Source organism: Bradyrhizobium sp. 132 (assembly GCF_023074185.1).
Taxonomy (GTDB): Bacteria; Pseudomonadota; Alphaproteobacteria; order Rhizobiales; family Xanthobacteraceae; genus Bradyrhizobium.
Window position 1 is genome coordinate 1 of record NZ_JADPKY010000078.1, and the last position, 23,701, is coordinate 23,701.

A 23,701-nucleotide genomic window follows, 5' to 3' on the forward strand; every position below is an offset into this window, starting at 1 on the left:
CCAGACCGTAATCCATCCCAGACATCGCTCGCTCCCGCGAATCATCACTCAACTCACGGAATCAGCAATCAAATTCCTCCGCAATATGTGTGAATTCGATAGCCTTGTTGTGGGAGAGGGTCCGCTCGTAAAGCGAGCGGGGGTGAGGGGTATCTCTCCCCGAACGCTGCTATCTCAATTGCGGATGCAACCCCTCATCCGGCGCTTCGCGCCACCTTCTCCCGCAAGGGGAGAAGAGAAGAAAGCGCACGGCGCTACTGCCGCCGGTCGCTCTTCCGCTTCGTGAACCGCACGCTCTGGCCATCCGGCATTCGCATTGCCACGAAGCCCGCGGCGAGGCAGGCTTCGCGCTGCGGCATCTTGAGGTCGGGGCTGCGCAGGCTGTCCCACCATGAGGCACGATTCGCGGCGCGCGGCAGGGCCGCGCCGATGATCTCCTCGATCTGCTCATAGGTCAGCACGAATTCCGCCTGCTTGTGCCGCATCAGATAATCGCGCAACGCGTCGTAATCGTTCACCGCTGTCCTCTTCGCTGGTCGAAGCCCCGCTTTGCCAAAAAACGTCAGCCGCGGAAACCAATTTTTAACTCATTACGGCAGCGCCGTCCCGGCTTAAACACTACTCAAGCTTTCGGGCGCATTCACTGATGTCGGGAGCGAATGATGTTGTCTGGATGGCGCGAAGTCATGGCCCGCCGGCCGTGGCGGCTTTCGGCGAAGCTGCTGATCATCTCGTCCGTGGTGACGGTGATCGGCTTTTCCGCCATTTGCGTCAACGTCATGCTGGACATGCGCCGCGGCGAGGAGGCGCTCGCCCGCCAGACGCTGGAAAACCTCGCAACGACCATCGAGTCCGACGTCACCCGCAACATCGAGATCTACGATTTGTCTCTGAAGGCGGTCGCCGGCAACATGCTGCTGCCGGAGATCGCGACGGTCTCAAAGCCGATCCGGCACCTGATCCTGTTCGACCATGCGACCACGGCGAGGAACTTCGGCGCGATCCAGGTGTTCGATGCCGAGGGCAGGCTGACCATCGATGCCTCCACGCTCGATCCCCTGCCGGAGAACCGCAGCGAGGAGGACTACTTCAGGATTCATCGCGACAATCCTGGAGCCGGGCTCTACATCAGCCGTCCCATGCTGTTCCGCGGCGCCTACGCGATCGTGCTGAGCCGGCGCATCAGCGACACTGACGGCGGCTTTCTCGGCGTCGTCGCCGGCTCGATCCGCTTCAGCTATTTCCACGAATTGTTCGAGCGGCTGAACCTCAACCCCGATGACACCATCACCGTGCTCAAGCGCGACCGCACCATCATGATGCGGCGGCCGTTCGACCTCGACGTGATCGGCACGAACCTGAATGATCGCCGGACCTGGAGCGCCGACAATCTCCGGGCCGGCGCCTCCTATGCAGGCCAGGGCCCGGTCGATCCGACGCCGCGGCTCTATGTACGCAGCACCGACAGCGGTCCGCTGTTTGTGGTGGCAGGCAAGCCGCTGAACGCCGTGTTCGAGCTCTGGCAGAAGGAAGCCTACCGCATCGGCGCCGTGGTCCTGGCGCTGATCCTGTTCATGCTGGCCTCGACGCTGGTGCTCGCGCGCGAGATCGGCCGGCGCGCCGAAGCCGAGCGCAAGCTCGAGGAGATGGCGACGACGGATGCGCTCACCGGCCTGAGGAACCGCCGCAAGTTCGACCAGGTCATCGACGTCGAATGGCGCCGCGCCATGCGTCAGAAGACGCCGGTCGCGCTGCTGATGATCGATGCCGATCACTTCAAGGCCTACAACGACACGTTCGGCCATCAGGCCGGCGACCAGGTGCTGGTCGGCATCGCCATCTGCATTTCCGACTCGGTGAGCCGCGCCGGCGATTGCGCCGCGCGCTATGGCGGCGAGGAATTCGCCGTGCTGCTGCCAGGCACCTCGGTCACCGACGCCTTAGAGGTCGCCGAGGCGATCCGCATCAAGGTGCAGGGCTGGTCCGACGACCAGACAGCCTCGACGGTATCCTGCGGCATCGCGAGCTTCGTTCCCACCACCGGCATGGACTGGCCGATCCTGGTCGCCGCCGCCGACAAGGCGCTCTATGCCGCGAAAGCCGGCGGCCGCAACCAGTCGGTGGTCGCGAGCTTGCCGAAGCTGTCGCTGGTGGCGTGAGGGCTACGCTGCTTGCCGCCGTCATTGCGGGAAGCTCTTGCGACGAAGCATTCCGGATCGCTTCGCTTCGCTTGCCGTGACGAGTAGAAACAGCCGACGTCTATTCCCCCAGATACTTCTTCATTTCCGCGATCAGGCCATCGCGCAGTTCGGGCCGCTTCAGGCCGTAGGCGATGTTGGCGCGGAGGAAGCCGGGCTTGGAGCCGCAATCGTGGCGTTCGCCCTCGAATTCGACGCCGTAGAATTTTTGCGATTTGGCGAGTCCGATCATGGCGTCGGTGAGCTGGATCTCTCCGCCGGCGCCGCGCTCCTGGGTCTCCAGGATCTTGAATATCTCCGGCTGGAGGATGTAGCGGCCGGTGATCGAGAGGTTGGAGGGCGCGGTGCCCTTGGCCGGCTTCTCGATCATGCCGTCGACCTCGAACATCTTGCCGGTGCGTTTGCCGACGCCGCAGATGCCGTATTGATGGGTGAGATGGTCGGGCACCGCCTCGACCGCGATGATGTTGGATTTTTCGCCGAGCTTGCTGGCGGTCTCGATCATCTGCTTCAGGCAGCCGGGCGAATTGAGCACGAGTTCGTCGGGCAGCACGACCGCGAACGGTTCGTTGCCGACGATGTCCCGCGCGCACCAGACCGCATGACCGAGGCCGAGCGGCGCCTGCTGGCGGGTGAAGCTGACGGCGCCGGCTTCGGGCTGGTTCTGCGCCAGAACGTCCTGCTCGGTCTTCTTGCCGCGCGCGGCCAGCGTCGCATCGAGCTCGAACATCCGGTCGAAATGATCTTCGATGACACTTTTGTTGCGGCCGGTGACGAAGATGAAGTGCTCGATGCCGGCTTCCCTGGCCTCGTCATAGACATACTGGATCAGCGGCTTGTCGACGATCGTCAGCATTTCCTTCGGCATCGCCTTGGTGGCGGGCAGGACGCGGGTGCCGAGGCCGGCAACGGGAAATACGGCTTTGCGGATTTTCATGGGATTGATCGAATACCTGAGGAACACGTGAAGGAAGCAATGGCATCTTGCTAGCTTGTTTGCAGCCGCCAACAAAGGCGGATGTGGGGCCTCGTCCTCACAGAGTTAAGAAAAAGGCCACCATCAAAATTTCACCTTTGTTAAGCAGTTGGCAACCGTAACCAGGCCTCCTGAGGGCGGATTTGGCCGGACAGGTGAGGACATGATGCAATCAATGGCAGGGCTGGCAAAACGGGGCGGGTCCGTGACCGGTGCGATGATGATTGCGACCGTCCTGCTGTTCCCGCTCCCCGCCGGCGCGCAGACTCAGAACGGTCTGTCAAATCTGTTCGGCGGCATTTTTTCCGGTCCGAACCCGGCGCCCTCGCAAGCAACGCCCGGCCCCGGGGGCGCTCAAACGGGAGCTCAACCTTGGAGCGGCGAGGACGGCGCCTCCGGTCATCCGCTGATGACGGCCGCCGCGATCCGCAAGGCCGCGGGTGACTTCAACAATTGCGTCGCAGGCATGTGGCCCGATGCTGCACGGCGCAACATCACGCAGGAAAATTTCCAACGCTTCACGGCAGGCCTTGCGCCCGACCTGCGTATCATGGACCTCATGGACTCGCAGCCGGAGTTCACCAAGTCGATCTGGGACTATCTCGACATCCTCGTGAACGACAACCGCCTCGCCAAGGGCCGCGAGGTCCTCGCCAAATACAAGGCGCAGTTCGACGCCACCGAAAGGGCCACCGGCGTCGATCGTTATATCATCGCGTCGATCTGGGGCATCGAGTCCAACTACTCGACCCAGATGGGCGACCGCAGCGTGCTGCAATCGACCGCAACGCTCGCCTGCATCGGCCGCCGCCAGGCCTATTTCAAGGACGAGTTCCTCTCGGCACTGGAGATCCTGAACCGCGGCGACCTCAGGCCCGAACAGTTGCGCGGCTCCTGGGCCGGCGCCTTCGGCCCGACCCAATTCATGCCGACCGCGTTCAAGCGCTTTGCCGTGGACGGCGACGGTGACGGACGGCGCGACGTCGTCGACAATCCCTCCGACCTGATCGCCTCGACCGCCAACAATCTGAAGAAGGACGGTTGGCAGGCCGGCCAGACCTGGGGCTACGAGGTCGTGGTGCCGGAGGGATTCAACTACATGCTGGCCGATCGCGCCAAGGCGATGACGATGGCGCAATGGGAGAAGCTCGGGCTCAAGCGCCCGGCCAACCAGCCGTTGCCGCACCCGGCGGAGAAAGCCTATCTGCTGGCGCCCGCCGGCGCGCAGGGGCCGGGCTTCCTGATGCTGCAGAACTTCCGGGTCATCATGAAGTACAACCCTGCCGAGGCCTATGCGATGGCGATCGGCCATTTCGCCGACCGCCTGCGCGGCGGCCAGCCCTTCGTGCAGCCCTGGCCGCGGCAGGAACGCGAGCTGTCCCGCACCGAGCGGCTGGAACTCCAGCAGCTGCTGGCCCAGCGCGGCTTCTACAAGGGCACCCCCGACGGCCAGTTCGGCGGCCAGACCCGGGAAGCCCTGCGCAACTTCCAGGCCTCGATCGGGGTCCCCGCGGACGGATTTGCCTCCTCCGACGCGCTGAACCGGCTGCGCGGGCGGTAAAATCGCGCCGAAAGTAACCCTGAACAGGGATTTTGGCAGGTAGCCTTGACGGGGGCGGCTGTTCCCCGTGTATGGGCCAAGAGAATCTGAAGAGAATCTGAAAAGAGAATCTGCCCGTTTGGCGCCTGATTCCGTTATTATATTGAACTACTCCCGATCCCCATTGCGCGTGCCCGAGATCGCATGTCGAAGAAGTCCCTGTTCAAGGCGCTGACCGAGACCGGCCCGCTGATCGCGCTGGGGACGGCGCTTGCGATTCTGGTCTTGATCGCGGGGCCGGCCTCGGCGCAATTCTTCAATTTCCCTGGCTTCGGCGGCCCGCCGCAACGCCAGGCCCCGCCACCGCGAAGCGGCGGTGAACGTGGCGGATGGTTCGGCGGCGACTTCTTCGCGCCGTTCCAGCAGCAGCAACAGCAGCAGCAGGCGCCGCGCCAGGATTTTTCGCGCGCACCGGCGCCGGCCAAGCACGACACGACGCCTGACAAGAACGTGCTGGTGATCGGCGACGCCATGGCCGACTGGCTCGCCTACGGCCTCGAAGACGCCTACACCGAGCAGCCCGACATGGGCGTGATCCGCAAGCACAAGACCACGTCCGGCCTGATCAAGTACCAGCCCAAGGGTGAGCCCTCGGACTGGGCGGCAGCCGCGAAGGGCATCCTCGAAACCGAAAAGCCCGATGTGATCGTGGTCATGCTCGGCCTCAACGACCGCATCGCCATCCGCGAGGCAGCAGCCCCCGATAAGTCGGACAAGGCGACGGACAAGGACAAGAAGAACGACAAGGGCGCGCGTGGCAAACCACCGGCCAAGCCCGGCGATGCCAAGCCCAACGACAGCGCGGCCAAGCCGGACGACGCCGACCTGCCGCAGGATGATGCCGACAACGCTGACACACCGGCGGTCGCAACGCCCGAGAAGACCGCACGCAACCCGAACGGCCTCTACGAATTCCGCGACGAGCGCTGGGTCGAGCTCTACGGCAAGAAGATCGAGGAGCTCGCCAACGTGCTCAAGAGCAAGGGCGTGCCGGTGCTCTGGGTCGGCCTGCCCGCGATCCGCGGCCCCAAGGGCACCGCGGACATGCTGTTCCTGGATTCGCTCTATCGCGAAGGCGCGGCCAAGGCCGGCATAACTTACGTCGACGTCTGGGACGGCTTTGTCGACGAGGCCGGCCGCTTCCTCCAGAAGGGCCCGGACTTCGAAGGCCAGATCCGTCAGCTCCGCAGCTATGACGGCGTCTATTTCACAAAACCCGGCGCGCGCAAGCTCGCTCACTATGTCGAACGCGAGATCACGCGCCTGCTCGCCGGGCGCTCCGGCCCGATCGCGCTGCCGAGCGAACCCGCAACGCCCGACACCAGTGCCGAACCCGGCAAGCCCGCGCCGCGGCCGCTGGCCGGCCCGATCGTGCCGCTGGTTGCGGCCTCGATCTCGACCGATCAATTGCTGGGCGGACCGGGCTCGCGCCCTGCCGCCGTCGATGCGCTCGCTGCGAGAACAATGGTGAAGGGCGAGCCATTGGCTGCGCCCGCGGGCCGTGCCGACGATTATGCCTGGCCGCGCCGCGAAGTCGGCCGCGAGCAGGCCAAAGGCGATGCGCCGATGGCCGCGACGTCGCCCGAGGGCAATGCTGCTCCGGGTTCACCGGGAGCCGCCGCAGCGATCGCGCCGCAAAAGCTCGCGCCGAAGAAGCCGTCGGTGCCGCAGCAGCCGGCACAGGCAACGCCGTCAATTCGTGATTTCTTCGGCTTCGGCTCTCCGCAAGCACCGCCGCGTCAATTGACGCCCGCGCCAGGGCCGCGCAATCCCAATCAGAACCCCGCGATCCCGCGGCCGCCGGGCAATGTCGGGCGATCAGCGGAAGTGGCTCGGTAGTTTACCGAGCTGAGCCCTCGTGTCCCGGACGCGTTGCAGCGTGTAACGCTGCTGCGCAGAGCCGGGACCCAGCCCTTGACTCACAAAAATAGGCCCCGGCCGCAATGTGGCGCTTCACGCCGCATTGCATCCGGGGCACGTTGGATGGCGTTTAGCTGAGCCCTAATAGCGCCAGCGCGGCGGCGGGCGGCGCGAAGGCCGCGCCATCAACAGCGCGAGTGCAAAGCCGATGCCGCCGGCGACCAGCAGCGCGCCGAGCGGGTTGTCCTGCACCTTCTGGGCAATTGCCTGCGAACCATCGCGGAAAGTGTCGCCGCTGTTCTCGTAGGCACCCTTGGCGTAACCCGCCGCCGTTTCACCAGCGTCACGGACGGCATCCTTGGCCTGGCCGTAGAGATTTTGCACGGTGCCTGCGGCTTCCCGCGCGTTGCCCGACGCCTGTGTCTGCGCATCGCCTGCGAGATCACCGACAGCGCCTTCCGCGCGTCCGGCGAATTCCTTGGCCGATCCGACAATCCGATCCTTATCCATGATGCTCCTCCTCGGGGGTCAGCCCAAGTAACCGATCAGGAGCGGCACGGTTCCTTCGCGCTAGAGAATAAGCCCGCCGTCGACGACCAATGTTTGGCCGATGATGTAGGACGACAGCGGCGATGCCAAAAACAGCGCCGCGCCCGCCATGTCAGCCGGGGTGCCCAATCGCCGCAGCGGAATGCGTGAAAGTGCACCTTCGAGCCGCTTGGGATTGTCGGTCGTCACCTTGGTCATCTTGGTGTCGACGAGACCGGGCGCGATGCCGTTGACGCGGATGCCGTCCTCGGCCCAGGCCTCGCCCAGCGTCCGCGTCAATCCGACCGCGCCGGTCTTCGATGCGTTGTAAGCGGGATTGCCCATCGTAGAATGATAGGCCGCGGTCGAGGACACCATGATCAGCGACCCTTGCGAGTCCCGCAGCATGGAATGAAACCGCGTGGCGCAGGCCATCAGGCTCATCAGATTGACCTCGACGACCTTGCGGAAGCCGGCCATCTCGAACTCACCGCGGCGATAGAGCACCGCGCCCTGCGCGAGCACCAGCACGTCGAGCCTGTCGAAGGACGGCTTGAAGGCTTCGACCGCTCCGGCATTGCCGACGTCGAGCTGCGCGTAGGAGAGACCGGCGAGATCCGAGCCTTCCTCCTGCGAATATTCCTTGGCGTGAGCACGCGTACCGCAGACCGCAACTTGCGCGCCCCTGACGCGAAAGGCTTGCGCGATGCCGTTGCCGATGCCGCTGGAGCCGCCGACGACCAGCACCTGCTTGCCTGACAAATCGAGTTCGTTCGTCATCGCCACTTCCCCTTTTGCTTTGCTTGTTTGACCTGTCTGCGGATCGATGCCAGCCTTGTCAATCATAACAAGAACAAGCAGGCGCGAGGAAACAGCATGTCCGATTTCAAACAGCTCAGCCGGTCCGTGAAGGGTCTGACCGTTCTCGTCACCGGCGCGGCCAGCGGCATGGGGCGCGCGACGGCGCGTGTGTTCGCCACTGAGGGCGCGAACGTGGCGCTCACCGATTATGACGAGCAAGGCGCGCAAGCCGTGGCGGAGGACATCGCGAGAGCCGGCGGATCGGCGAAAGCCTGGAAGCTCGACGTTGCCGACGGCGCCGAGATCAAGCGCGTGGTTGGCGACGTCGCCGCGCATTTCGACGGGCTCGACATCATCGTCAACAATGCCGGCATTTCCGTGCGCGTCGCGATCGACGACGAGGCCTATGAAGACGCCTGGGCCAGGGGCATCGCGGTGATGCTGACGGCGCATCCGCGCATCGTCCGCGCCGCGCTGCCTCACTTGCGCAAGTCAAACAGCCCGCGCATCGTCAACATCGCTTCCACCGAGGCGCTCGGCGCCACCGCGTTGCACAGCCCTTATTCGGCGGCGAAGGGCGGCGTCGCCAGCCTCACCCGCTCGCTGGCGGTGGAGCTCGGCCGCGAAGGCATTACCGTCAACTGCATCTGCCCGGGTCCGATCCGCACAGCCATCACCGACCGGATATCGGAAGAGCACAAGACGATCTACGCCAAGCGCCGCACCGCACTGGGCCGCTACGGCGATCCCGAAGAGGTCGCGCACATGACGCTGAGCCTGTGCCTGCCGGCAGCGTCCTTCCTCACCGGCGCGGTCATCCCCGTCGACGGCGGCCTGATGGCGCGCAACGCGTAAGAGCTGTGGCCCGGATGGAGCGTAGCGCAATCCGGGCTACGGGCAGCTATGCGCACCGAGCGTTGACAACGCCTATTACGGGAGTAGCTTTTTCAGCGACAGAGCGGGACCAACCGCTCGCGGTTCGCGGGAGAAAACGTCATGACGATCGCCATCCGGCAGCTTCAGAAGCATTTTGTCGGGGAGGTCTCGGGCCTCGACCTGAGACAGCCTCTCACACAGGACCAGGCGCGCGAGGTCGAGGCTGCCATGGACAAATATGCGGTGCTGGTCTTCCACGACCAGGACATCACCGACGAGCAACAGATGGCTTTTGCGCTGAATTTCGGCCAGCGCGAAGACGCGCGCGGCGGCACGGTGACGAAGGAGAAGGACTACCGGCTCCAGTCCGGACTGAACGACGTCTCCAATCTCGGCAAGGACGGCAAGCCGCTGGCGAAAGACAGCCGGGCGCATCTGTTCAATCTGGGCAACTGCCTGTGGCATTCCGACAGCTCGTTCCGCCCGATCCCGGCAAAATTCTCGCTGCTGTCGGCCCGCGTGCTCAACCCGAAGGGCGGCAACACCGAATTCGCCGATATGCGCGCGGCCTATGACGCGCTCGACGACGACACCAAGGCGGAGATCGAGGACCTCGTGTGCGAGCACTCGCTGATGTATTCGCGGGGATCGCTCGGCTTCACCGAATACACCGACGACGAGAAGAAGATGTTCAAACCGGTGCTGCAACGTCTCGTGCGCACCCATCCCGTGCATCGTCGCAAGTCGCTTTATCTCTCATCGCATGCCGGCAAGATTGTCAGCATGAACGTGCCGGAGGGCCGGGTACTGCTGCGCGATCTCAACGAGCACGCGACCAGCGCGGAGTTCGTCTACGTCCACAAATGGAAGCTGCATGATCTCGTGATGTGGGACAACCGCCAGACCATGCACCGCGTCCGCCGCTACGACCAGTCCCAGCCCCGCGACATGCGCCGCGCGACAGTGGCGGGGACCGAGCCGACGGTGCAGCAGCAGGCGGCGGAGTAGGGATACAGCCACACATTCCACCGTCGTCCCGGCGAAGGCCGGGATCCATAACCACTGAATGTAGTTTGACGAAGGCTAGTGGCGTCAGCTCGCTTCAACAATCACTTCCTGTGGGTATGGGTCCCGGCCTTCGCCGGGACGACACCGGAGGGTGTTGCGATACCAACAGCTACGCGTGGCCCGCCTCGTTCGAGAGCATGCCGGGATCGATGCCGATCTTGCGCAGCGCGCGGCCGTATTTTTCATCGACGTCATCGCCGAAGATCAAATCCGAATCCGCATCGCAATGCAGCCAGCCATTGCTCTGGATTTCGGTCTCGAGCTGGCCCGGCGCCCAGCCGGCATAGCCGAGCGCGAGGATGGCGTGCTTGGGGCCGGAGCCGTCGGCGATCGCGCGCAGGATGTCGACGGTCGCGGTGAGGCAGACGCCGTCGTCGATCCGGAGCGTCGCGTTCTCGATGTAGAAATCGCTGGAGTGCAGCACAAAGCCGCGGCCGGTATCAACCGGACCGCCGCGTAGCACCTTCATGCTTTCGGCGTTCTCCGGCAGCTTGATGTGCTCGCCCTTCTTGATGATGCCGAGCTGTTGCAACAGCTCTGGGAAGTCGATGCTGCCGGCCGGATGGTTGACGATGATGCCCATGGCGCCTTCGGCGGAGTGAGCGCAGAGGTAGATCACGGAGCGCTCGAAGCGTTCATCGCCCATCACCGGCATCGCGATGAGGAGGCGGCCGTCGAGGTAACCCGCCGAACTGGGGAGCGCGGGGCCGGGCTTGCGGGTGCTTTCGCCCATCCTCTTTCCTGTGGGAGCCATCGGTGAAGCACTCCGGTTTCAATTCCTATCCTGATGTCGGGCCGGTCCGCTGTCAAATCAAGGCTTGCAGGGTCAAGACTTGCAGGACTTGATTCAAGTCATCACAAGCAATTCAATGGTTTGCCCCGGGGTGACCCTGTAAAGACGTATCATGCTGACAAGAGTTCCCCTGCATGCGGCGATTGGCGTCGCGACAACCCTGCTTGTGTCATCGCTGGCGCTTGCGGCCCATGCCGACGACGCATCGCCGTGGCAGCGCGACGGACATTCCGCGGTGCGGTTGCTCGCGGGATCGCGCAGCGGCGCCGTCCTGCTCGGCGGTATCGCCTTCCAGATCCAGCCCGGCTGGAAAACCTATTGGCGCATGCCGGGCGATTCCGGCGTTCCGCCGCGCTTCGATTTCTCGAAGTCTGACAATGTCGAAGCGGTGACGGTGATGTGGCCGGCGCCGCTGAAGTTCGACGACGGCGCCGGCGGCCATTCGATCGGCTATCACGACCAGATCGTGCTGCCGCTGCGCATCATCGCCAAGGCGGCCGACAAGCCGGTGACGCTGCGCGCCGAGATCAATTACGCCGTGTGCGAAAAGCTTTGCATTCCGGTCGAGGCCAAGGCCGAGCTTGGCTTCAACAGCGTCGCGTCGACCGAGGACGCCAATCTGCGTGCGGCGCTCGACACCGTGCCCAAGCCCGCCAATATCGGCGATCCCAACCCGATCACCATCCGCGACGTCAAGCGTGACGGGCCCAAGAATGTGGTGGTCGACGTGGTGACGCCGGATGCGGGCAACGTCAATTTGTTCGTGGAAGGCCCGACGCCGGATTGGTCGTTGCCGATCCCCGCGCCGGTCGAGCCCAGCCCGCCGGGCGTGAAGCGATTTTCTTTCGAGCTCGACGGACTGCCACCGGGCGCCAAGCCCGACGGCGCCGCGCTGAAGTTCACGCTGGTCGGGCCGCAGAAGTCGTACGAGTTCAATACGAATTTGGAGTAGTCGTCGTCCTCCCCCGTGCGCAATTGCGCACGGGGAGACGACGGAAACACCCAACCGAATCTTAACGAATGGTTGCTAATCCCCAAGGCTACTGCAGCAAGGCTGCCGCAGCATGCGCGTGCGCCTCGGGGATCCTTCGAATTGGCCGTGATGGATGCAGAACCCGCAACGACCGGACCTGCCGGCCTGATCGCGCGGCTGCGCGGAAAATTGACGGGCGGATCGAGCGAGGCGTCGCTGACGCGGCGGCTGGCGGGCACCATCTTCATCATCCGGGTGATCAGCGCGGGCCTTGCATATTTCTCGCAGGTCCTGCTCGCGCGCTGGATGGGCACGTCCGACTACGGCGTCTACGTCTATGTCTGGACCTGGGTGCTGCTGCTCGGCAGCATGATGGATTTTGGCATCTCGGCCTCCGCACAAAAAATCATTCCGGAGTACCGCACCAGCGGCGAGCAGGCGCTGCTGCGCGGCTTTCTCTCCGGCAGCCGCTGGCTGACCTTTGCCGTCTCCGCGCTGGCGTCGCTCGGCCTTGCCGGTATCGTCAAATTGCTGTCGCCCTGGATCGATCCGGCCGAGGTGCTGCCGCTCTATATCGGCTGCATGACGCTGCCCGCTTTCGTCGTCGCCAACACCCAGGACGGCATCGCGCGCTCGCATGACTGGATGCAGCTCGGCCTGATGCCGCAATTCATCATCCGCCAGGCGCTGATCATCGGCATCACGGCCTGCGCCTTTCTGCTCGGGTATCATCTCGGCGCGGTCGCCGCGATGGTCGCGAGCGCCGGCGCGGTGTGGATCGCGATGACCGGGCAGATGATGGTGCTGAACCGCAAGCTTGCCAATCACATCGAGCCGGGCCCCAAGGCTTATGACATCGGCGGCTGGCTCGCCGTCTCGCTTCCGATCCTGCTGGTCGAAAGCTTCTACTTGCTCTTGTCCTATACCGACGTGCTGGTGCTTCAGCAGTTCCGCCCCTCCGACGAGGTCGGCGTCTATTTCGCCGTGGTGAAGACGCTGGCGCTGGTCTCCTTCATCCACTACGCGATGTCGGCGACCACCGCGCATCGCTTCGCTGAATACAACGCAGCTGGCGACAAGGTGCGGCTGTCGGCTTACGTGGCGCATGCCATCAACTGGACGTTCTGGCCGTCGCTGGCGGCGACCATCGTGCTGCTCGCGCTCGGCAAGCCGCTGCTCTGGCTGTTCGGGCCGCAATTCGTGGTCGGCTACGACATCATGTTCGTCGCCGCGATCGGGCTCGTGGTGCGCTCCGCGATCGGCCCGGTCGAACGCCTGCTCAACATGCTCGGGCAGCAGAAGATCTGCGCGCTGGCCTATGCGCTGGCCTTTGTGATGAACTTGGTACTCTGCATCGCGCTGGTGCCGCGCTACGGCGGTCATGGCGCCGCCACCGCGACCTCGATCTCGCTCTGCTTCGAGACGGTGCTGCTGTTCTGGATCGTGCGACAGCGCCTCGGCCTGCACGTGCTGGCGTTCGGTAAATAGGCGCTTCACACCTGCCCTCGCGTGCTGCCCTCGGGGAACGGCTGTTTCGCAGCAGGCCCGGGAACAAAGAGAAATGCCTACCTATCGTCGGCATGCAGCACGATTTTTCTTATTGCTCCCAGCCGGTTGCGCCTCCGGGAAATTTTATTCTACGTCATATTGCCCAACTGACGAGATAAACTTAAGATTCCCTGGACATGATCGATCCACTCTACGTCGCCTCCGGTTTCGGCGTCGGCCTGCTGGTCGGGATGACCGGCGTCGGCGGCGGTTCGTTGATGACGCCGCTGCTGATCCTGTTGTTCGGCATTCATCCATCGACCGCGGTCGGCACCGACCTGCTCTATGCGGCCGCCACCAAGACCGGCGGCAGCGTGGTGCATGGCTGGTCGCGCAGCGTGCACTGGCCGGCCGTGCTGCGGCTCGCCTGCGGCAGCCTTCCGGCGAGCGCGCTGACGCTGCTCGTGCTGTGGAAGCTCGACCTCAAGAGCGATTCCGAGCGCGGCCTGGTCAATCTGGTGTTGTGCTTTGCGCTGTTGCTGACTGCGACCTCGCTGATCTTCCGCAAGGCGATCATGGAGCGTTATCGGCGGCGCCTGGAGCAGGTCGATGACCGCACCACTGCGATCGCGACGGTCGTCACCGGAATCGTGCTCGGTGTGCTGGTCTCGATTTCATCGGTCGGCGCCGGCGCCGTCGGCGTCACCGTCCTGCTGCTGCTCTATCCGCGCCTGCCGATGGCGACCATCGTCGGCTCCGACATCGCCCATGCGGTCCCGCTGACGCTGGTCGCCGGAATCGGGCACTGGGCGCTTGGCGACGTCGATTGGGCGCTGATGGGCGTGCTGCTATTGGGTTCGCTGCCCGGCATCATCGTCGGCAGCTTCAGCGCGACGCGCGTGCCCGAGACGGTACTGCGCCTGACACTTGCCAGCGTGCTGTTCGTGGTCGCCGGCAAGATCATGTTCGCCGAGCTGAACCTGTCCTCGGCATTCGTGACGGCGCTGGCCTGGACACACTGAACGAAAATGGCGGAGCTCGGCTCCGCCATTCGCCAGCCGTAGTCCCCTACTCCGCGGTCCAGCCGCCGTCGATCGAGAGGTTGGTGCCGGTGATCTGCGCGGCATCGTCGCCGCACAGGAACAGCGCGAGCGCCGCGACCTGCTCGGAGGTGACGAACTCCTTGGTCGGCTGCGCATCGAGCAGCACGTCGTTGATGACCTGCTCGCGGGTGAGATTGCGGGCCTTCATGGTGTCGGGGATCTGCTTCTCCACCAGCGGCGTCCAGACATAGCCGGGGCTGATGCAGTTGCAGGTGATCTTGCTGGTCGCGACCTCCAGAGCCACGGTCTTGGTCAGGCCGGCGATGCCATGCTTGGCCGACACATAGGCCGACTTGAAGGGCGAGGCGACCAGCGAGTGCGCGGAAGCGGTATTGATGATGCGGCCCCAGCCCTTCTTCTTCATGCCGGGCACGGCGGCGCGAATGGCATGGAAGGCCGAGGACAGGTTGATCGCGATGATCTGGTCCCACTTCTCCGGCGGGAATTCCTCGATCGGCGAGACGAACTGGATGCCGGCATTGTTGACGAGGATGTCGACCGAACCGAAACTCTTCTCGCCGAGCGCGATCATCCCGGCGATCTCCGCCGGCTTGGTCATGTCGGCGGGCGAATAGACGGCCTTGACGCCGAAATCGGATTCGATCTTGGCGCGCTCCTTCTCGATGTCCTCCGGCGAGCCGAACCCGTTGATGACGACATTGGCGCCGGCGGCGGCGAAGGCGCGCGCATAAGCAAGCCCGATGCCGCTGGTCGACCCGGTCACGACGGCATTCTTGCCTGACAGACTACCCATATTCATTCGCTCCTTTTTGGCGGGGGGCGGTGACGTCCCCCGTGAGATCGTAAGTCACCATGGTCTCGCCGGATTGCGGCCGCTCGAGCCAGTCCTTGTGGCGCATCGACAGATGCACGTCGCGCACGCCGGCTTCCCAATGCTCGACCATGGCGACATGCGAGAAATCGTAATCCTTGGACGAGGATTCGTAGTTCTTGCTGCGGTAGATCAGGTGCACCACAGTAACAGTGCTTTCGCGCGATACCTTGGCAAGGAATTCCACGGAAGGGTCGTTCTTGAGATAATCGGGCAATTTGGAAATCAGGTCGCGCACGGCCCTGCGGGCGTTGTGCACCTGCTTGTTCTTGTCGGTGTTCATCCGCGTGCGGCTGGAGAAGCGGATGTCCTTCTCGCGCTCGGTGGCCTCGAGCAGCGACGTCGGCAGATCGCCGCGGGCGCTGAACAGGTCGATCTGGAAGATCAGGAGGTCGCGGTCGACCTCGGCGTCCAGCACGTAGTCGAGCGGCGTGTTGGAGGCGATGCCGCCGTCCCAATAATGCTCGCCGTCGATCACGACGGACGGAAAGCCCGGCGGCAACGCGCCGGAGGCCATGATGTGCTCCGGGCCGATTTTCTTGCCACGCTTCTTGAATTCGTAATTGTCGAAATACTTGAAGTTGCCGGAGGTGACGCCGACCGCACCGACCGACAGCCGTGTCTTCAAATCATTGATGCGGTCGAAATCGACAAGGCGCTCCAGTGTCTTCTTCAGTGGCGCGGTGTCGTAGTAGCTCTGCGCCTGTGGGCTGCCGGGGGGCCAGAGCAGCGCGGGAGGCAGGCGAGGCACGAAGAAGCCGGGCACGCCGAACGTTGCAATGAGCGCGGCGCTGCTGGAGTTGAACAGCTCGCGGCTGTGATCGCTCTTGCCGATCGGCTTCCACGGCACCGGCGCGGAGACCATCTCCCAGAATTCCTTGAGCCGCTTGACCCGCGTCTGCCCTTCGTTGCCGGCAATGATCGCGGCGTTGATCGCGCCGATCGAGATGCCGGCCACCCATTCCGGCTCGAAGCCGGCATGGCAGAGCGACTGATAGGCGCCGGCCTGATAGGAGCCGAGCGCGCCGCCGCCCTGGAGGACCAGGACGCGTTGCGCATTCGCGGGGACTGTTGCGACTTCCGGGCTATGATCTGTCATATGGGAACAATAGCAAAAGGCGAGCCACCGTGGCGACAGTTTCGCCGCGGCGTCAATGCATCCCAAGATCAAGTCTGGCTTATCGGGGGTCGGTCGAGGCCAGGATCATGGTCCAGAACACCTTGTATTTGGTGCCGGGAGCATAACCCGCCGCTATGCCCAATTTTGTGACACCGCTCTTGAGCATGTTGGCGCGGTGCGGGGGCGAGTCGCGCCAGCCGGAAAACGCTTCCGCCAGCGTATGATAGCCGGCCGAGACGTTCTCAACCGCAACATTCGCCGGATAACTGCCGGCGCTGAGGCGCTTGGCCAGCGGCGCGCGGACGTCATGGTCCATCTTGTTGGCCGCCGCCATGGCCTGTGACTGGGATTCGGCGAGCCGCATCAGATCGGGGTCGATCACGACGGTGCCGAGCCCGTTATTCTGGCGGTATTGCGAGATCATGATCGCAGCCGCCTGCGCATCGAGCTTGGTGCCCGGGACGGACATATCGGCATACATGGACGGCTGCTGGACCGGCGCTTCGTTGCCGGCGCAGCCGGCGAGCAGCAAAGTGATGAGTATCGCGGCCGCGGCGCGCATGAACAGAAGCCCCCAAATCAGGGGCCGTTGTTGCATATCAACCGTGGCTGAAAGGTGAATATTGAAGAAAAATTGACCCGTCGAGCCGGCTCAGGCGCCCGCAAATATCCGGTAGCGGCGGGGCTCCAGGCCAATCGTATCGCCGGCGCGCAGTTCCCTGTCGCGGGGGGCGTCGATCTCGATGGTCTCGCCGCCTGACAGGGCGACCTCGGCCCGCTGCACGGGGCCGAAATTCCGAACGTGCTGAACCGCGCCCTCGAAAGCGCCGCTGCCGGGCGGCCCGACCAGCATGTCATGTCGCCGCACGAACAGTCTTGACGCGCCAGGCGCAAGGCCGTCTGCCGCGAGCCGCAGCGGCCGATCGCCGAGCCTGATGACGCCACCTTCGATCTTGACCGGCAGCTCGATGGATTCACCGATGAAGCCGTGGACGAAGGCCGTCGCCGGAGTTTCGTAGACGTCGTCGGGCGAACCGATCTGCTCGATCCTGCCCTTGTCCATCACCACGACACGGTTGGCGACTTCCAGCGCCTCCTCCTGGTCATGGGTGACGAAGATCGATGTGACGTTGATCTCGTGGTGCAGCGACCGCAGCCATCTGCGCAGCTCTTTCCGCACCTTGGCGTCGAGCGCGCCGAAGGGTTCGTCGAGCAGCAGGATGCGCGGCTCGATAGCGAGCGCGCGGGCGAGTGCGATGCGCTGGCGCTGGCCACCCGAAAGCTGGCTCGGATAGCGGTCGGCGAGCCAGTCGAGCTGCACCAGATCAAGCAGCTCCGTGACGCGTGCACGAATGGTAGACTCATCCTTGCGGATGGCGCGCGGCTGCACGCGGAGGCCGAAGGCCACGTTCTCGAACACCGTCATGTGGCGGAACAGCGCGTAGTGCTGGAATACGAAGCCGACGTGCCGCTCGCGTGCCCCCTGCGCCAGCGCGTCCTCGCCGTTGAAGGCGACGTCACCTGAATCCGGCCAATCAAGGCCGGCGATGATGCGCAGCAGCGTGGTCTTGCCGGAACCGGACGGGCCGAGCAGCGCCAGCAGCTCGCCGTTGTCGACCTTGAGGTCGACGCCATCGAGGGCTTTGAAGCTGTCGAACTTCTTGACGAGATTCCTGACTTCAATGGTCACTTGCGTCGTGTCCTTCGTCGAGATGATGTTCGAGAACGGTCTTGGCGATCAGCGTGATCAGCGCCAGCATTGCGAGCAGCGATGCGATCGCGAACGCCGCGACGAACTGGTATTCGTTGTAGAGGATCTCGACCAGGAGCGGCATGGTGTTGGTCTCGCCGCGGATATGGCCGGAGACGACGGACACCGCGCCGAACTCGCCCATCGCGCGCGCGTTGCAGAGCAGGACGCCGTAGAGCACGCCCCATTTGATGTTGGGCAGCGTGACGCGGAAGAAGGTCTGCAAGCCCGAGGCGCCGAGCGAGATCGCGGCCTCCTCCTCCTGCGTGCCCTGCTCCTGCATCAGCGGGATCAGCGCACGTGCGACGAAGGGGAAGGTGACGAAGGTGGTCGCGAGCGCAATGCCGGGCACGGCGAACAGGATCTGGATGTCGTGATCGCGCAGCCAGCTCCCGAAATAGCCCTGCGCGCCGAACAGGAGCACGAAGACGAGGCCCGAGATCACCGGGCTCACCGAGAACGGCAGGTCGATCAGCGTGATCAGGAAGGTCTTGCCCCTAAACTCGAACTTCGCGATGGCCCAGGCCGCGACGAGACCAAACACGAGGTTGAGGCCGACTGAGATCGCCGCTACCACCAGTGTCAGCTTGATCGCGGACAACGCCTCCGGGTCGGTCAGCGCGGCGAGATAAGCGAGGATTCCCTTCGAGAAGGCCTGCGCGAACACGACCACCAGCGGCAGCACAACGAAGACAGAGAGAAAGGTCATCGCCAGCGCGATGATGACGATGCGGACCGCGCGTGGTTCGGTGCGAAGGCTGTTCCGCGCAGCCGCCGCATGCGCGCGTACCTTGGCGTCGGGGGCCGAAAGTGATACGGAATCAGCGATCTGCATCGTCATGATCCGCCCTCAGCGCGCCGGGATCCGGCTCCGCGCCCAGCGCTGGAGCCGGTTGACGGCGAAGATGATGACGAAAGACACGACGAGCATGACCACAGCGATGGCGGTCGCATCGGCATAGCGAAATTCAGAGAGGCGGATCACGATCAGGAGCGGCGCGATCTCCGACACGTTCGGCAGATTGCCGGCGATGAAGATCACCGAGCCGTATTCGCCGACGGCGCGGGCGAAGGCGAGCGCGAGCCCGGTGAGCAGCGCCGGCCCGAGCGAGGGCAGGATCACGCGAATGATGGTCTGCCAGCGGCTGGCGCCAAGGCTGCCCGCGGCCTCCTCGATCTCGGGATCGAGATCCTGGAGCACCGGTTGAACCGTGCGCACCACGAAGGGAATGCCGATGAAGATCATCGCGACGAAGATGCCGAGCGGCGTGAACGCCACCTTGATGCCGGCCGCCGCAAGTGGCGCGCCGAGCCAACCCTTCTCGGCGAACAACGCGGTCAGCGCGACGCCGGCGACCGCCGTCGGCAACGCGAAGGGCACGTCGACGATGGCATCGAACAGTCGCCTTCCAGGGAAGCGGTAACGCACCAGCGCCCAGACGATGATGCTGCCCATCACCAGATTGACGCAGGCCGCCGCAAAGGCGAGGCCGAAGGAAACCCGCAAGGCATTCAGGGTGCGACGGCTGGAGAGGATGTTCCAGAACTGCTCGGGACTGAGCTCGAGCGATTTCAGAAGCAGCCCGGCGAGCGGAATCAGGATGATGATCGACAGCCAGGAAAGCGTCAGCCCCATCGTGAGACCGAAGCCCGGCAATGTCCGGCGTCGTGCTGCTATTGCGCTCACCCGGACCCCTAAAGCCCCTCCGACAGCGCCCGATCAGTTCTTGTAGATCTGATCGAAGACGCCGCCGTCGGCAAAATGTTCCTTCTGCGCCTTGGTCCAGCCGCCGAACACATCGTCGATCGTGAACAGCTCGACCTTCGCGAAGGAGTTTTCATGCTTTTTAGCGATCTCGGGATCGCGCGGGCGATAGAAATTGCGCGCCGCGATTTCCTGACCTTCCTTGGTGTACCAATATTGCAGGTAGGCATCGGCGGCGTTGCGGGTGCCTTTTTTATCGGCAACTTTGTCGACGATGGTCACCGGCGGTTCCGCCAGGATCGAGAGCGGCGGCGCCACGATCTCGAATTTCTCCGGACCGAACTCCTTCAGCGCCAGATACGCCTCGTTCTCCCAGGCGAGCAGCACGTCGCCGACGCCGCGTTCGACGAAGGTCACGGTCGCGCCGCGCGCGCCGGTATCGAGCACCGGCACCTGCTGATACAATTTGCCTATGAAGTCCTTGGCTTTGTCGACTGAACCGTATTTCTTCTGCGCAAAACCCCAAGCCGCGAGATAATTCCAGCGCGCACCGCCCGACGTCTTCGGGTTCGGCGTGATCACCGCGACACCCGGCTTGAGCAGATCGTCCCAGTCCTTGATCCCTTTGGGATTGCCCTTGCGGACCAGAAACACGATGGTCGAGGTGTAGGGCGATGAATTTTGCGGCAACCGCTTCTGCCAGTCGGCCGCCGTGAGGCCTTTGCCCGCGATAGCGTCGATGTCGTAGGCGAGCGCAAGCGTCACCACGTCGGCCTGCAATCCGTCGATCACAGCGCGCGCCTGCGAACCGCTGCCGCCATGCGACTGCTTGATCTCGACGCTCTTGCCGGTTTCCTTCTGATAGGCATTCGCGAACGCCTTGTTGAACTCGACGTAGAGCTCACGCGTCGGATCATACGAGACGTTCAGCAGATTGATTTCGGCGGCGAGGGCCGAGCTTGCCAGCAAGCCAGTCACGAGAAGTCCTGCAGCGAGCGGAACGATACGGCGCATCATGTCCATCTCCATTCACTTCGATGACGTCGATGTCAGCGAAGACCTGCAGGCATAACTCGGACCCAAACGGGCTTAAGTCAACGGAACCGGATTTTCTTGTTCGTAGCCGGGCAGCGCGACTGTGCTACGAAATCTTCATCGTGTGGATGCCGCATTCTGTCTTGGCCCGGCCGCGCCACCGACCGGCGCGTTCGTCTTCGCCTTCAGCCGTTCTGCTCGTGCAAGGCATACACCCAACCGACAGGAAACCGGACTCCACCAGAGGATGGCGCGGCAATTTGGCGCGGGCGAAAATCGCCTCGAGTTCCTCGCGCGAGACATTGGCGAAAGGATTGAACTTCAACCGCGCGCCGTCGTCCTCGACCACCGGAATGTCGGCGCGCGTGCTGCCCTGGAAGCGCTTGCGGCCGTTGAGCCACGCATCGAACGGTTTCAGCGCACGCGCCAGCGGCTCGACCTTGCGGATACGGCAGCAAGCGTCGGGATCCGAGAACCAGAGGTCGCGGTCGGGATCTTCGCGCGACAGCGTCTCTTCGGCAGGTTTGATCGAGCGGACGTCCGTCAGGCCCAGCGTCGCGATCAGCGTGTCGCGATAGGCCAACGTCTCCTCGAACAGCCAGCCGGTATCGAGGAAGATCACGGGAATCGCCGGATCGACGTCAGCCATGACTTTCAGCAGCGTCGCCGATTCCGTGCCGAAGGACGACACCAGCGCCAGCTTCTCGCGCCCGACCGTCTTCAGCGCAGCGGCAATGATTTCAGCGGGCGAGGCATCGCGTAGGGCATGATCGAGCTCCTCCGCTGAGGGCAGCGCAGAGACGGACATCGACGGAACCTGAGGCGCGATTGCGTTCACGTGCCGACACCCTCAGAGTGACGCAGCTGCATGCGCCGGTGCAGTGCCGTGATCCGGCCGTCGCCGGTCGGCTGGTAGAATACCGAATAGCGCTTCGCGGTCTGCATGAAGGCTTCCGCGTCGGCCTGCTTCTTGACGTCGAAGGAATCGAAGCCGGCGCGGAGCATGAACACGAACTGGTCGCGCAGGATCTGGCCGGTGGCACGCAGGTCGCCGCGATAATTGTAGCGCTCGCGCAGCAGCCGCGCCTGGCTGTAGGCGCGTCCGTCGCGGAAGGTCGGGAACACCAGCGCGACGACGGCAATCTTGCCGAGATACGGCACCAGCTCGGCGATGTCGCGATTATTCGGCCAGATCACGCCGATCTTGCCGGTCCGCTTGAGCAACGCATCCGCCTCGCCGACGAAGCGCTCGGCCGGCACCAGGATGTCGCCGCCCTCGGGCAGCGGCGTGTCTACGGCGAGCTTGACGAAGCTGTCGTCGACGATCTTTCCGCCGTTAACGAGTGGCATAAACGCGCTCCTTGAAGGGTTCGACGCCGAGGCGCTTTACGGTGTCCATGAACAGCTCTTCCGGCCGCTCGCGCAGCGCCAGATAGGCCTCCACGATGTCCTCGACGACGTCGGCGACCTCGTCGAACTTGACGCCAGGGCCGATCAGATTGCCGAGTGCGGCGCTCTCGTCGGCGCGGCCGCCGATGGTGATCTGGTAGACTTCCTCGCCGTTCTTCTCGACGCCGAGAATGCCGATATGGCCGACATGGTGATGGCCGCATGCATTGATGCAGCCGGAGATGTTGATGTGGAGACGGCCGATCAGATTGGCGAGCTCGTGATTGGCGAAGCGCCGCGTCAATTCCTGCGCGATCGGGATCGAGCGCGCATTCGCCAGCGAGCAATAGTCGAGCCCCGGGCAGGCGATGATGTCGGTGATCAGATTGACGTTCGGTGTCGCCAGCCCGAGCTTGTCCAGCGCCTTCCACAGGGCCGGCAGGTCGCGCTGGGCAACGTGCGGCAGAGCGAGGTTCTGCTCGTGGCCGACGCGAATCTCACCGAATGAGTATTTGTCGGCGAGATCGGCCAGTGCATCCATCTGCTCTGCGGTGGCATCGCCCGGAGGCGCGCCGATCGGCTTCAGCGAGATCGTGACGATGGAATAGCCCTGGACCTTGTGCGGGGCGACCGAGTTCTTGCGCCACGCCTCGAAATCAGGATCGGCCGCGGCTTGGCGCAGCTGGTCCGGCATGTGCGGCAGCTTCTCGTAGGACGGGTAGGCGAAGCGCGAGCGGATGTCCTCGATCACCTCGTCGTCGATCTGGAGCGAGGAGTTGCGGATGTGCTGCCACTCTTCCTCGACCTCGCGCGAGAATTTCTCGATGCCGAGCTCGTGCACCAGGATCTTGATGCGCGCCTTGTAGATGTTGTCGCGGCGGCCGTACTGATTGTAGACGCGCAGGATCGCTTCGATATAGCTGAGGATGTCGCGGCCATGCACGAAGTGCTTGATGGTCTTGGCGATGAACGGCGTGCGGCCGAGCCCGCCACCGACCAGTACCTCGAAGCCGGTCTCGCCCTTCTCGTTCTTGATCAGGCGCAGGCCGATATCGTGGATCTTGATCGCCGCGCGGTCATGGTCCGACGCGGTGATTGCGATCTTGAACTTGCGCGGCAGGAACGAGAATTCCGGATGCAGCGTGGTGTGCTGGCGGATCAGCTCCGACCAGATGCGGGGGTCTTCGATCTCGCCGGGCGCGACGCCGGCCCACTGGTCCGAGGTGACGTTACGCATGTTGTTGCCGGAGGTCTGCATCGCATGGATGCCGACCTCGGCGAGATCAGCCAGCGCATCCGGCAATTCGGCGAGCTTGATCCAGTTGAACTGGATGTTCTGCCGCGTGGTGAAATGGCCGTAGCCGCGGTCGTATTTGCGCGCGACATGAGCGAGCGCCCGCAACTGGTTCGATGCCAGCGTCCCGTAGGGGATCGCGACGCGGAACATGTAGGCGTGCAGTTGCAGGTAGACGCCGTTCTGAAGCCGCAGGATCTTGAACTCGTCCTCGGTGAGCTCGCCGGAGAGGCGGCGCTTCACCTGGTCGCGGAACTCCGAGACGCGCTCGTTGACGAGCGTGCGGTCGATTTCATCGTAAGCATACATAAG

Annotated in this window: 23 protein-coding genes; 8 read left to right on the forward strand and 15 right to left on the reverse strand. The window is 63.9% G+C overall.

The window, feature by feature from the left end:
* Window positions 1-254: 254 nt before the first annotated feature.
* Window positions 255-518, reverse strand: coding sequence for a hypothetical protein (locus IVA74_RS12600; protein WP_247343685.1), 264 nt, complete (start codon window positions 516-518; stop codon window positions 255-257).
* Between the two features lie 144 nt (window positions 519-662).
* On the opposite strand from IVA74_RS12600, the gene IVA74_RS12605 reads away from it, so the two are divergent.
* A complete protein-coding gene (locus IVA74_RS12605; protein WP_247343688.1) occupies window positions 663-2,159 on the forward strand; it encodes a diguanylate cyclase in 1,497 nt (498 codons plus the stop codon).
* A 100-nt stretch (window positions 2,160-2,259) separates the two neighbouring features.
* On the opposite strand, the gene IVA74_RS12610 is transcribed toward IVA74_RS12605, so the two are convergent.
* Complete coding sequence (locus tag IVA74_RS12610; protein WP_247343690.1) at window positions 2,260-3,135, reverse strand: UTP--glucose-1-phosphate uridylyltransferase; 876 nt, start codon at window positions 3,133-3,135, stop codon at window positions 2,260-2,262.
* 202 nt (window positions 3,136-3,337) lie between these two features.
* On the opposite strand from IVA74_RS12610, the gene IVA74_RS12615 reads away from it, so the two are divergent.
* Window positions 3,338-4,735 carry a lytic murein transglycosylase gene (locus tag IVA74_RS12615; protein ID WP_247343693.1) on the forward strand — a complete coding sequence of 466 codons (1,398 nt, stop codon included), beginning with the start codon at window positions 3,338-3,340 and terminating at the stop codon, window positions 4,733-4,735.
* Between the two features lie 183 nt (window positions 4,736-4,918).
* Window positions 4,919-6,613, forward strand: a complete 1,695-nt coding sequence (locus IVA74_RS12620) for an SGNH family hydrolase (protein WP_247343697.1) — start codon at window positions 4,919-4,921, stop codon at window positions 6,611-6,613.
* Between the two features lie 162 nt (window positions 6,614-6,775).
* Here IVA74_RS12620 and IVA74_RS12625 read toward each other — a convergent pair whose 3' ends face one another.
* Complete coding sequence (locus tag IVA74_RS12625) at window positions 6,776-7,144, reverse strand: CsbD family protein (protein ID WP_247343700.1); 369 nt, start codon at window positions 7,142-7,144, stop codon at window positions 6,776-6,778.
* Window positions 7,145-7,204: 60 nt separating this feature from the next.
* Window positions 7,205-7,942, reverse strand: coding sequence for an SDR family oxidoreductase (locus IVA74_RS12630; protein ID WP_247343703.1), 738 nt, complete (start codon window positions 7,940-7,942; stop codon window positions 7,205-7,207).
* 96 nt (window positions 7,943-8,038) lie between these two features.
* On the opposite strand from IVA74_RS12630, the gene IVA74_RS12635 reads away from it, so the two are divergent.
* Window positions 8,039-8,818 carry an SDR family NAD(P)-dependent oxidoreductase gene (locus IVA74_RS12635; RefSeq protein WP_247343707.1) on the forward strand — a complete coding sequence of 260 codons (780 nt, stop codon included), beginning with the start codon at window positions 8,039-8,041 and terminating at the stop codon, window positions 8,816-8,818.
* Between the two features lie 141 nt (window positions 8,819-8,959).
* Window positions 8,960-9,847, forward strand: coding sequence for a TauD/TfdA family dioxygenase (locus IVA74_RS12640; RefSeq protein WP_247343709.1), 888 nt, complete (start codon window positions 8,960-8,962; stop codon window positions 9,845-9,847).
* A 169-nt stretch (window positions 9,848-10,016) separates the two neighbouring features.
* On the opposite strand, the gene IVA74_RS12645 is transcribed toward IVA74_RS12640, so the two are convergent.
* Window positions 10,017-10,661 carry a YqgE/AlgH family protein gene (locus tag IVA74_RS12645; protein WP_247343712.1) on the reverse strand — a complete coding sequence of 215 codons (645 nt, stop codon included), beginning with the start codon at window positions 10,659-10,661 and terminating at the stop codon, window positions 10,017-10,019.
* A 151-nt stretch (window positions 10,662-10,812) separates the two neighbouring features.
* Between IVA74_RS12645 and IVA74_RS12650 the strand changes: the two genes are divergently transcribed.
* The 3 genes from IVA74_RS12650 (at window position 10,813) to IVA74_RS12660 (ending at window position 14,183) form a co-directional block, all read left to right on the forward strand.
* Complete coding sequence (locus IVA74_RS12650) at window positions 10,813-11,652, forward strand: protein-disulfide reductase DsbD domain-containing protein (RefSeq protein ID WP_247343715.1); 840 nt, start codon at window positions 10,813-10,815, stop codon at window positions 11,650-11,652.
* Between the two features lie 141 nt (window positions 11,653-11,793).
* The gene (locus IVA74_RS12655) at window positions 11,794-13,161 is read left to right on the forward strand and encodes a flippase (protein WP_247343718.1); all 1,368 of its coding nucleotides are present in this window, start codon (window positions 11,794-11,796) and stop codon (window positions 13,159-13,161) included.
* A 197-nt stretch (window positions 13,162-13,358) separates the two neighbouring features.
* Complete coding sequence (locus IVA74_RS12660) at window positions 13,359-14,183, forward strand: sulfite exporter TauE/SafE family protein (RefSeq protein WP_247343720.1); 825 nt, start codon at window positions 13,359-13,361, stop codon at window positions 14,181-14,183.
* A gap of 46 nt (window positions 14,184-14,229) precedes the next feature.
* On the opposite strand, the gene IVA74_RS12665 is transcribed toward IVA74_RS12660, so the two are convergent.
* From IVA74_RS12665 to IVA74_RS12710, 10 genes are all read right to left on the reverse strand, one after another.
* A complete protein-coding gene (locus tag IVA74_RS12665; protein ID WP_106941870.1) occupies window positions 14,230-15,018 on the reverse strand; it encodes a 3-hydroxybutyrate dehydrogenase in 789 nt (262 codons plus the stop codon).
* Window positions 15,011-16,195, reverse strand: coding sequence for a patatin-like phospholipase family protein (locus IVA74_RS12670; RefSeq protein WP_247343723.1), 1,185 nt, complete (start codon window positions 16,193-16,195; stop codon window positions 15,011-15,013). Before IVA74_RS12670 ends, IVA74_RS12665 begins: the two co-directional genes overlap by 8 nt.
* A gap of 79 nt (window positions 16,196-16,274) precedes the next feature.
* Window positions 16,275-16,778: a CAP domain-containing protein gene (locus IVA74_RS12675; protein ID WP_247343726.1), complete on the reverse strand. Its 504-nt coding sequence runs from the start codon at window positions 16,776-16,778 to the stop codon at window positions 16,275-16,277.
* Between the two features lie 90 nt (window positions 16,779-16,868).
* The gene (locus IVA74_RS12680) at window positions 16,869-17,906 is read right to left on the reverse strand and encodes a sulfate ABC transporter ATP-binding protein (RefSeq protein ID WP_247343729.1); all 1,038 of its coding nucleotides are present in this window, start codon (window positions 17,904-17,906) and stop codon (window positions 16,869-16,871) included.
* Window positions 17,896-18,807 carry a sulfate ABC transporter permease subunit CysW gene (gene cysW, locus IVA74_RS12685; RefSeq protein WP_247343732.1) on the reverse strand — a complete coding sequence of 304 codons (912 nt, stop codon included), beginning with the start codon at window positions 18,805-18,807 and terminating at the stop codon, window positions 17,896-17,898. Before cysW ends, IVA74_RS12680 begins: the two co-directional genes overlap by 11 nt.
* Before the next feature lie 9 nt (window positions 18,808-18,816).
* Window positions 18,817-19,653 (reverse strand): sulfate ABC transporter permease subunit CysT, encoded by an 837-nt coding sequence (gene cysT / locus IVA74_RS12690; RefSeq protein WP_346730946.1) that lies wholly within the window; start codon window positions 19,651-19,653, stop codon window positions 18,817-18,819.
* Window positions 19,654-19,686: 33 nt separating this feature from the next.
* Complete coding sequence (locus IVA74_RS12695) at window positions 19,687-20,688, reverse strand: sulfate ABC transporter substrate-binding protein (RefSeq protein ID WP_247343735.1); 1,002 nt, start codon at window positions 20,686-20,688, stop codon at window positions 19,687-19,689.
* 124 nt (window positions 20,689-20,812) lie between these two features.
* Window positions 20,813-21,544, reverse strand: a complete 732-nt coding sequence (locus IVA74_RS12700; RefSeq protein ID WP_247343738.1) for a phosphoadenylyl-sulfate reductase — start codon at window positions 21,542-21,544, stop codon at window positions 20,813-20,815.
* A complete protein-coding gene (locus IVA74_RS12705; RefSeq protein ID WP_247343742.1) occupies window positions 21,541-22,056 on the reverse strand; it encodes a DUF934 domain-containing protein in 516 nt (171 codons plus the stop codon). The genes IVA74_RS12700 and IVA74_RS12705 overlap by 4 nt, the downstream gene beginning before the upstream one ends.
* Window positions 22,043-23,698 carry a nitrite/sulfite reductase gene (locus IVA74_RS12710; protein WP_247343745.1) on the reverse strand — a complete coding sequence of 552 codons (1,656 nt, stop codon included), beginning with the start codon at window positions 23,696-23,698 and terminating at the stop codon, window positions 22,043-22,045. Before IVA74_RS12710 ends, IVA74_RS12705 begins: the two co-directional genes overlap by 14 nt.
* Window positions 23,699-23,701 lie beyond the last annotated feature (3 nt).

Bases quoted from the DNA above. Each gene is read 5' to 3' on its own strand.
- IVA74_RS12625 (WP_247343700.1), bottom strand. From the start codon at position 7,144: ATGGATAAGGATCGGATTGTCGGATCGGCCAAGGAATTCGCCGGACGC.
- IVA74_RS12650 (WP_247343715.1), top strand. From the start codon at position 10,813: ATGCTGACAAGAGTTCCCCTGCATGCGGCGATTGGCGTCGCGACAACC.
- IVA74_RS12630 (WP_247343703.1), bottom strand. From the start codon at position 7,942: ATGACGAACGAACTCGATTTGTCAGGCAAGCAGGTGCTGGTCGTCGGC.
- IVA74_RS12605 (WP_247343688.1), top strand. From the start codon at position 663: ATGTTGTCTGGATGGCGCGAAGTCATGGCCCGCCGGCCGTGGCGGCTT.
- IVA74_RS12615 (WP_247343693.1), top strand. From the start codon at position 3,338: ATGATGCAATCAATGGCAGGGCTGGCAAAACGGGGCGGGTCCGTGACC.
- IVA74_RS12705 (WP_247343742.1), bottom strand. From the start codon at position 22,056: ATGCCACTCGTTAACGGCGGAAAGATCGTCGACGACAGCTTCGTCAAG.
- IVA74_RS12645 (WP_247343712.1), bottom strand. From the start codon at position 10,661: ATGGCTCCCACAGGAAAGAGGATGGGCGAAAGCACCCGCAAGCCCGGC.
- IVA74_RS12665 (WP_106941870.1), bottom strand. From the start codon at position 15,018: ATGGGTAGTCTGTCAGGCAAGAATGCCGTCGTGACCGGGTCGACCAGC.
- IVA74_RS12710 (WP_247343745.1), bottom strand. From the start codon at position 23,698: ATGTATGCTTACGATGAAATCGACCGCACGCTCGTCAACGAGCGCGTC.
- IVA74_RS12635 (WP_247343707.1), top strand. From the start codon at position 8,039: ATGTCCGATTTCAAACAGCTCAGCCGGTCCGTGAAGGGTCTGACCGTT.
- IVA74_RS12670 (WP_247343723.1), bottom strand. From the start codon at position 16,195: ATGACAGATCATAGCCCGGAAGTCGCAACAGTCCCCGCGAATGCGCAA.
- IVA74_RS12675 (WP_247343726.1), bottom strand. From the start codon at position 16,778: ATGCGCGCCGCGGCCGCGATACTCATCACTTTGCTGCTCGCCGGCTGC.
- cysW (WP_247343732.1), bottom strand. From the start codon at position 18,807: ATGACGATGCAGATCGCTGATTCCGTATCACTTTCGGCCCCCGACGCC.
- IVA74_RS12620 (WP_247343697.1), top strand. From the start codon at position 4,919: ATGTCGAAGAAGTCCCTGTTCAAGGCGCTGACCGAGACCGGCCCGCTG.
- IVA74_RS12660 (WP_247343720.1), top strand. From the start codon at position 13,359: ATGATCGATCCACTCTACGTCGCCTCCGGTTTCGGCGTCGGCCTGCTG.
- IVA74_RS12695 (WP_247343735.1), bottom strand. From the start codon at position 20,688: ATGATGCGCCGTATCGTTCCGCTCGCTGCAGGACTTCTCGTGACTGGC.
- IVA74_RS12610 (WP_247343690.1), bottom strand. From the start codon at position 3,135: ATGAAAATCCGCAAAGCCGTATTTCCCGTTGCCGGCCTCGGCACCCGC.
- IVA74_RS12640 (WP_247343709.1), top strand. From the start codon at position 8,960: ATGACGATCGCCATCCGGCAGCTTCAGAAGCATTTTGTCGGGGAGGTC.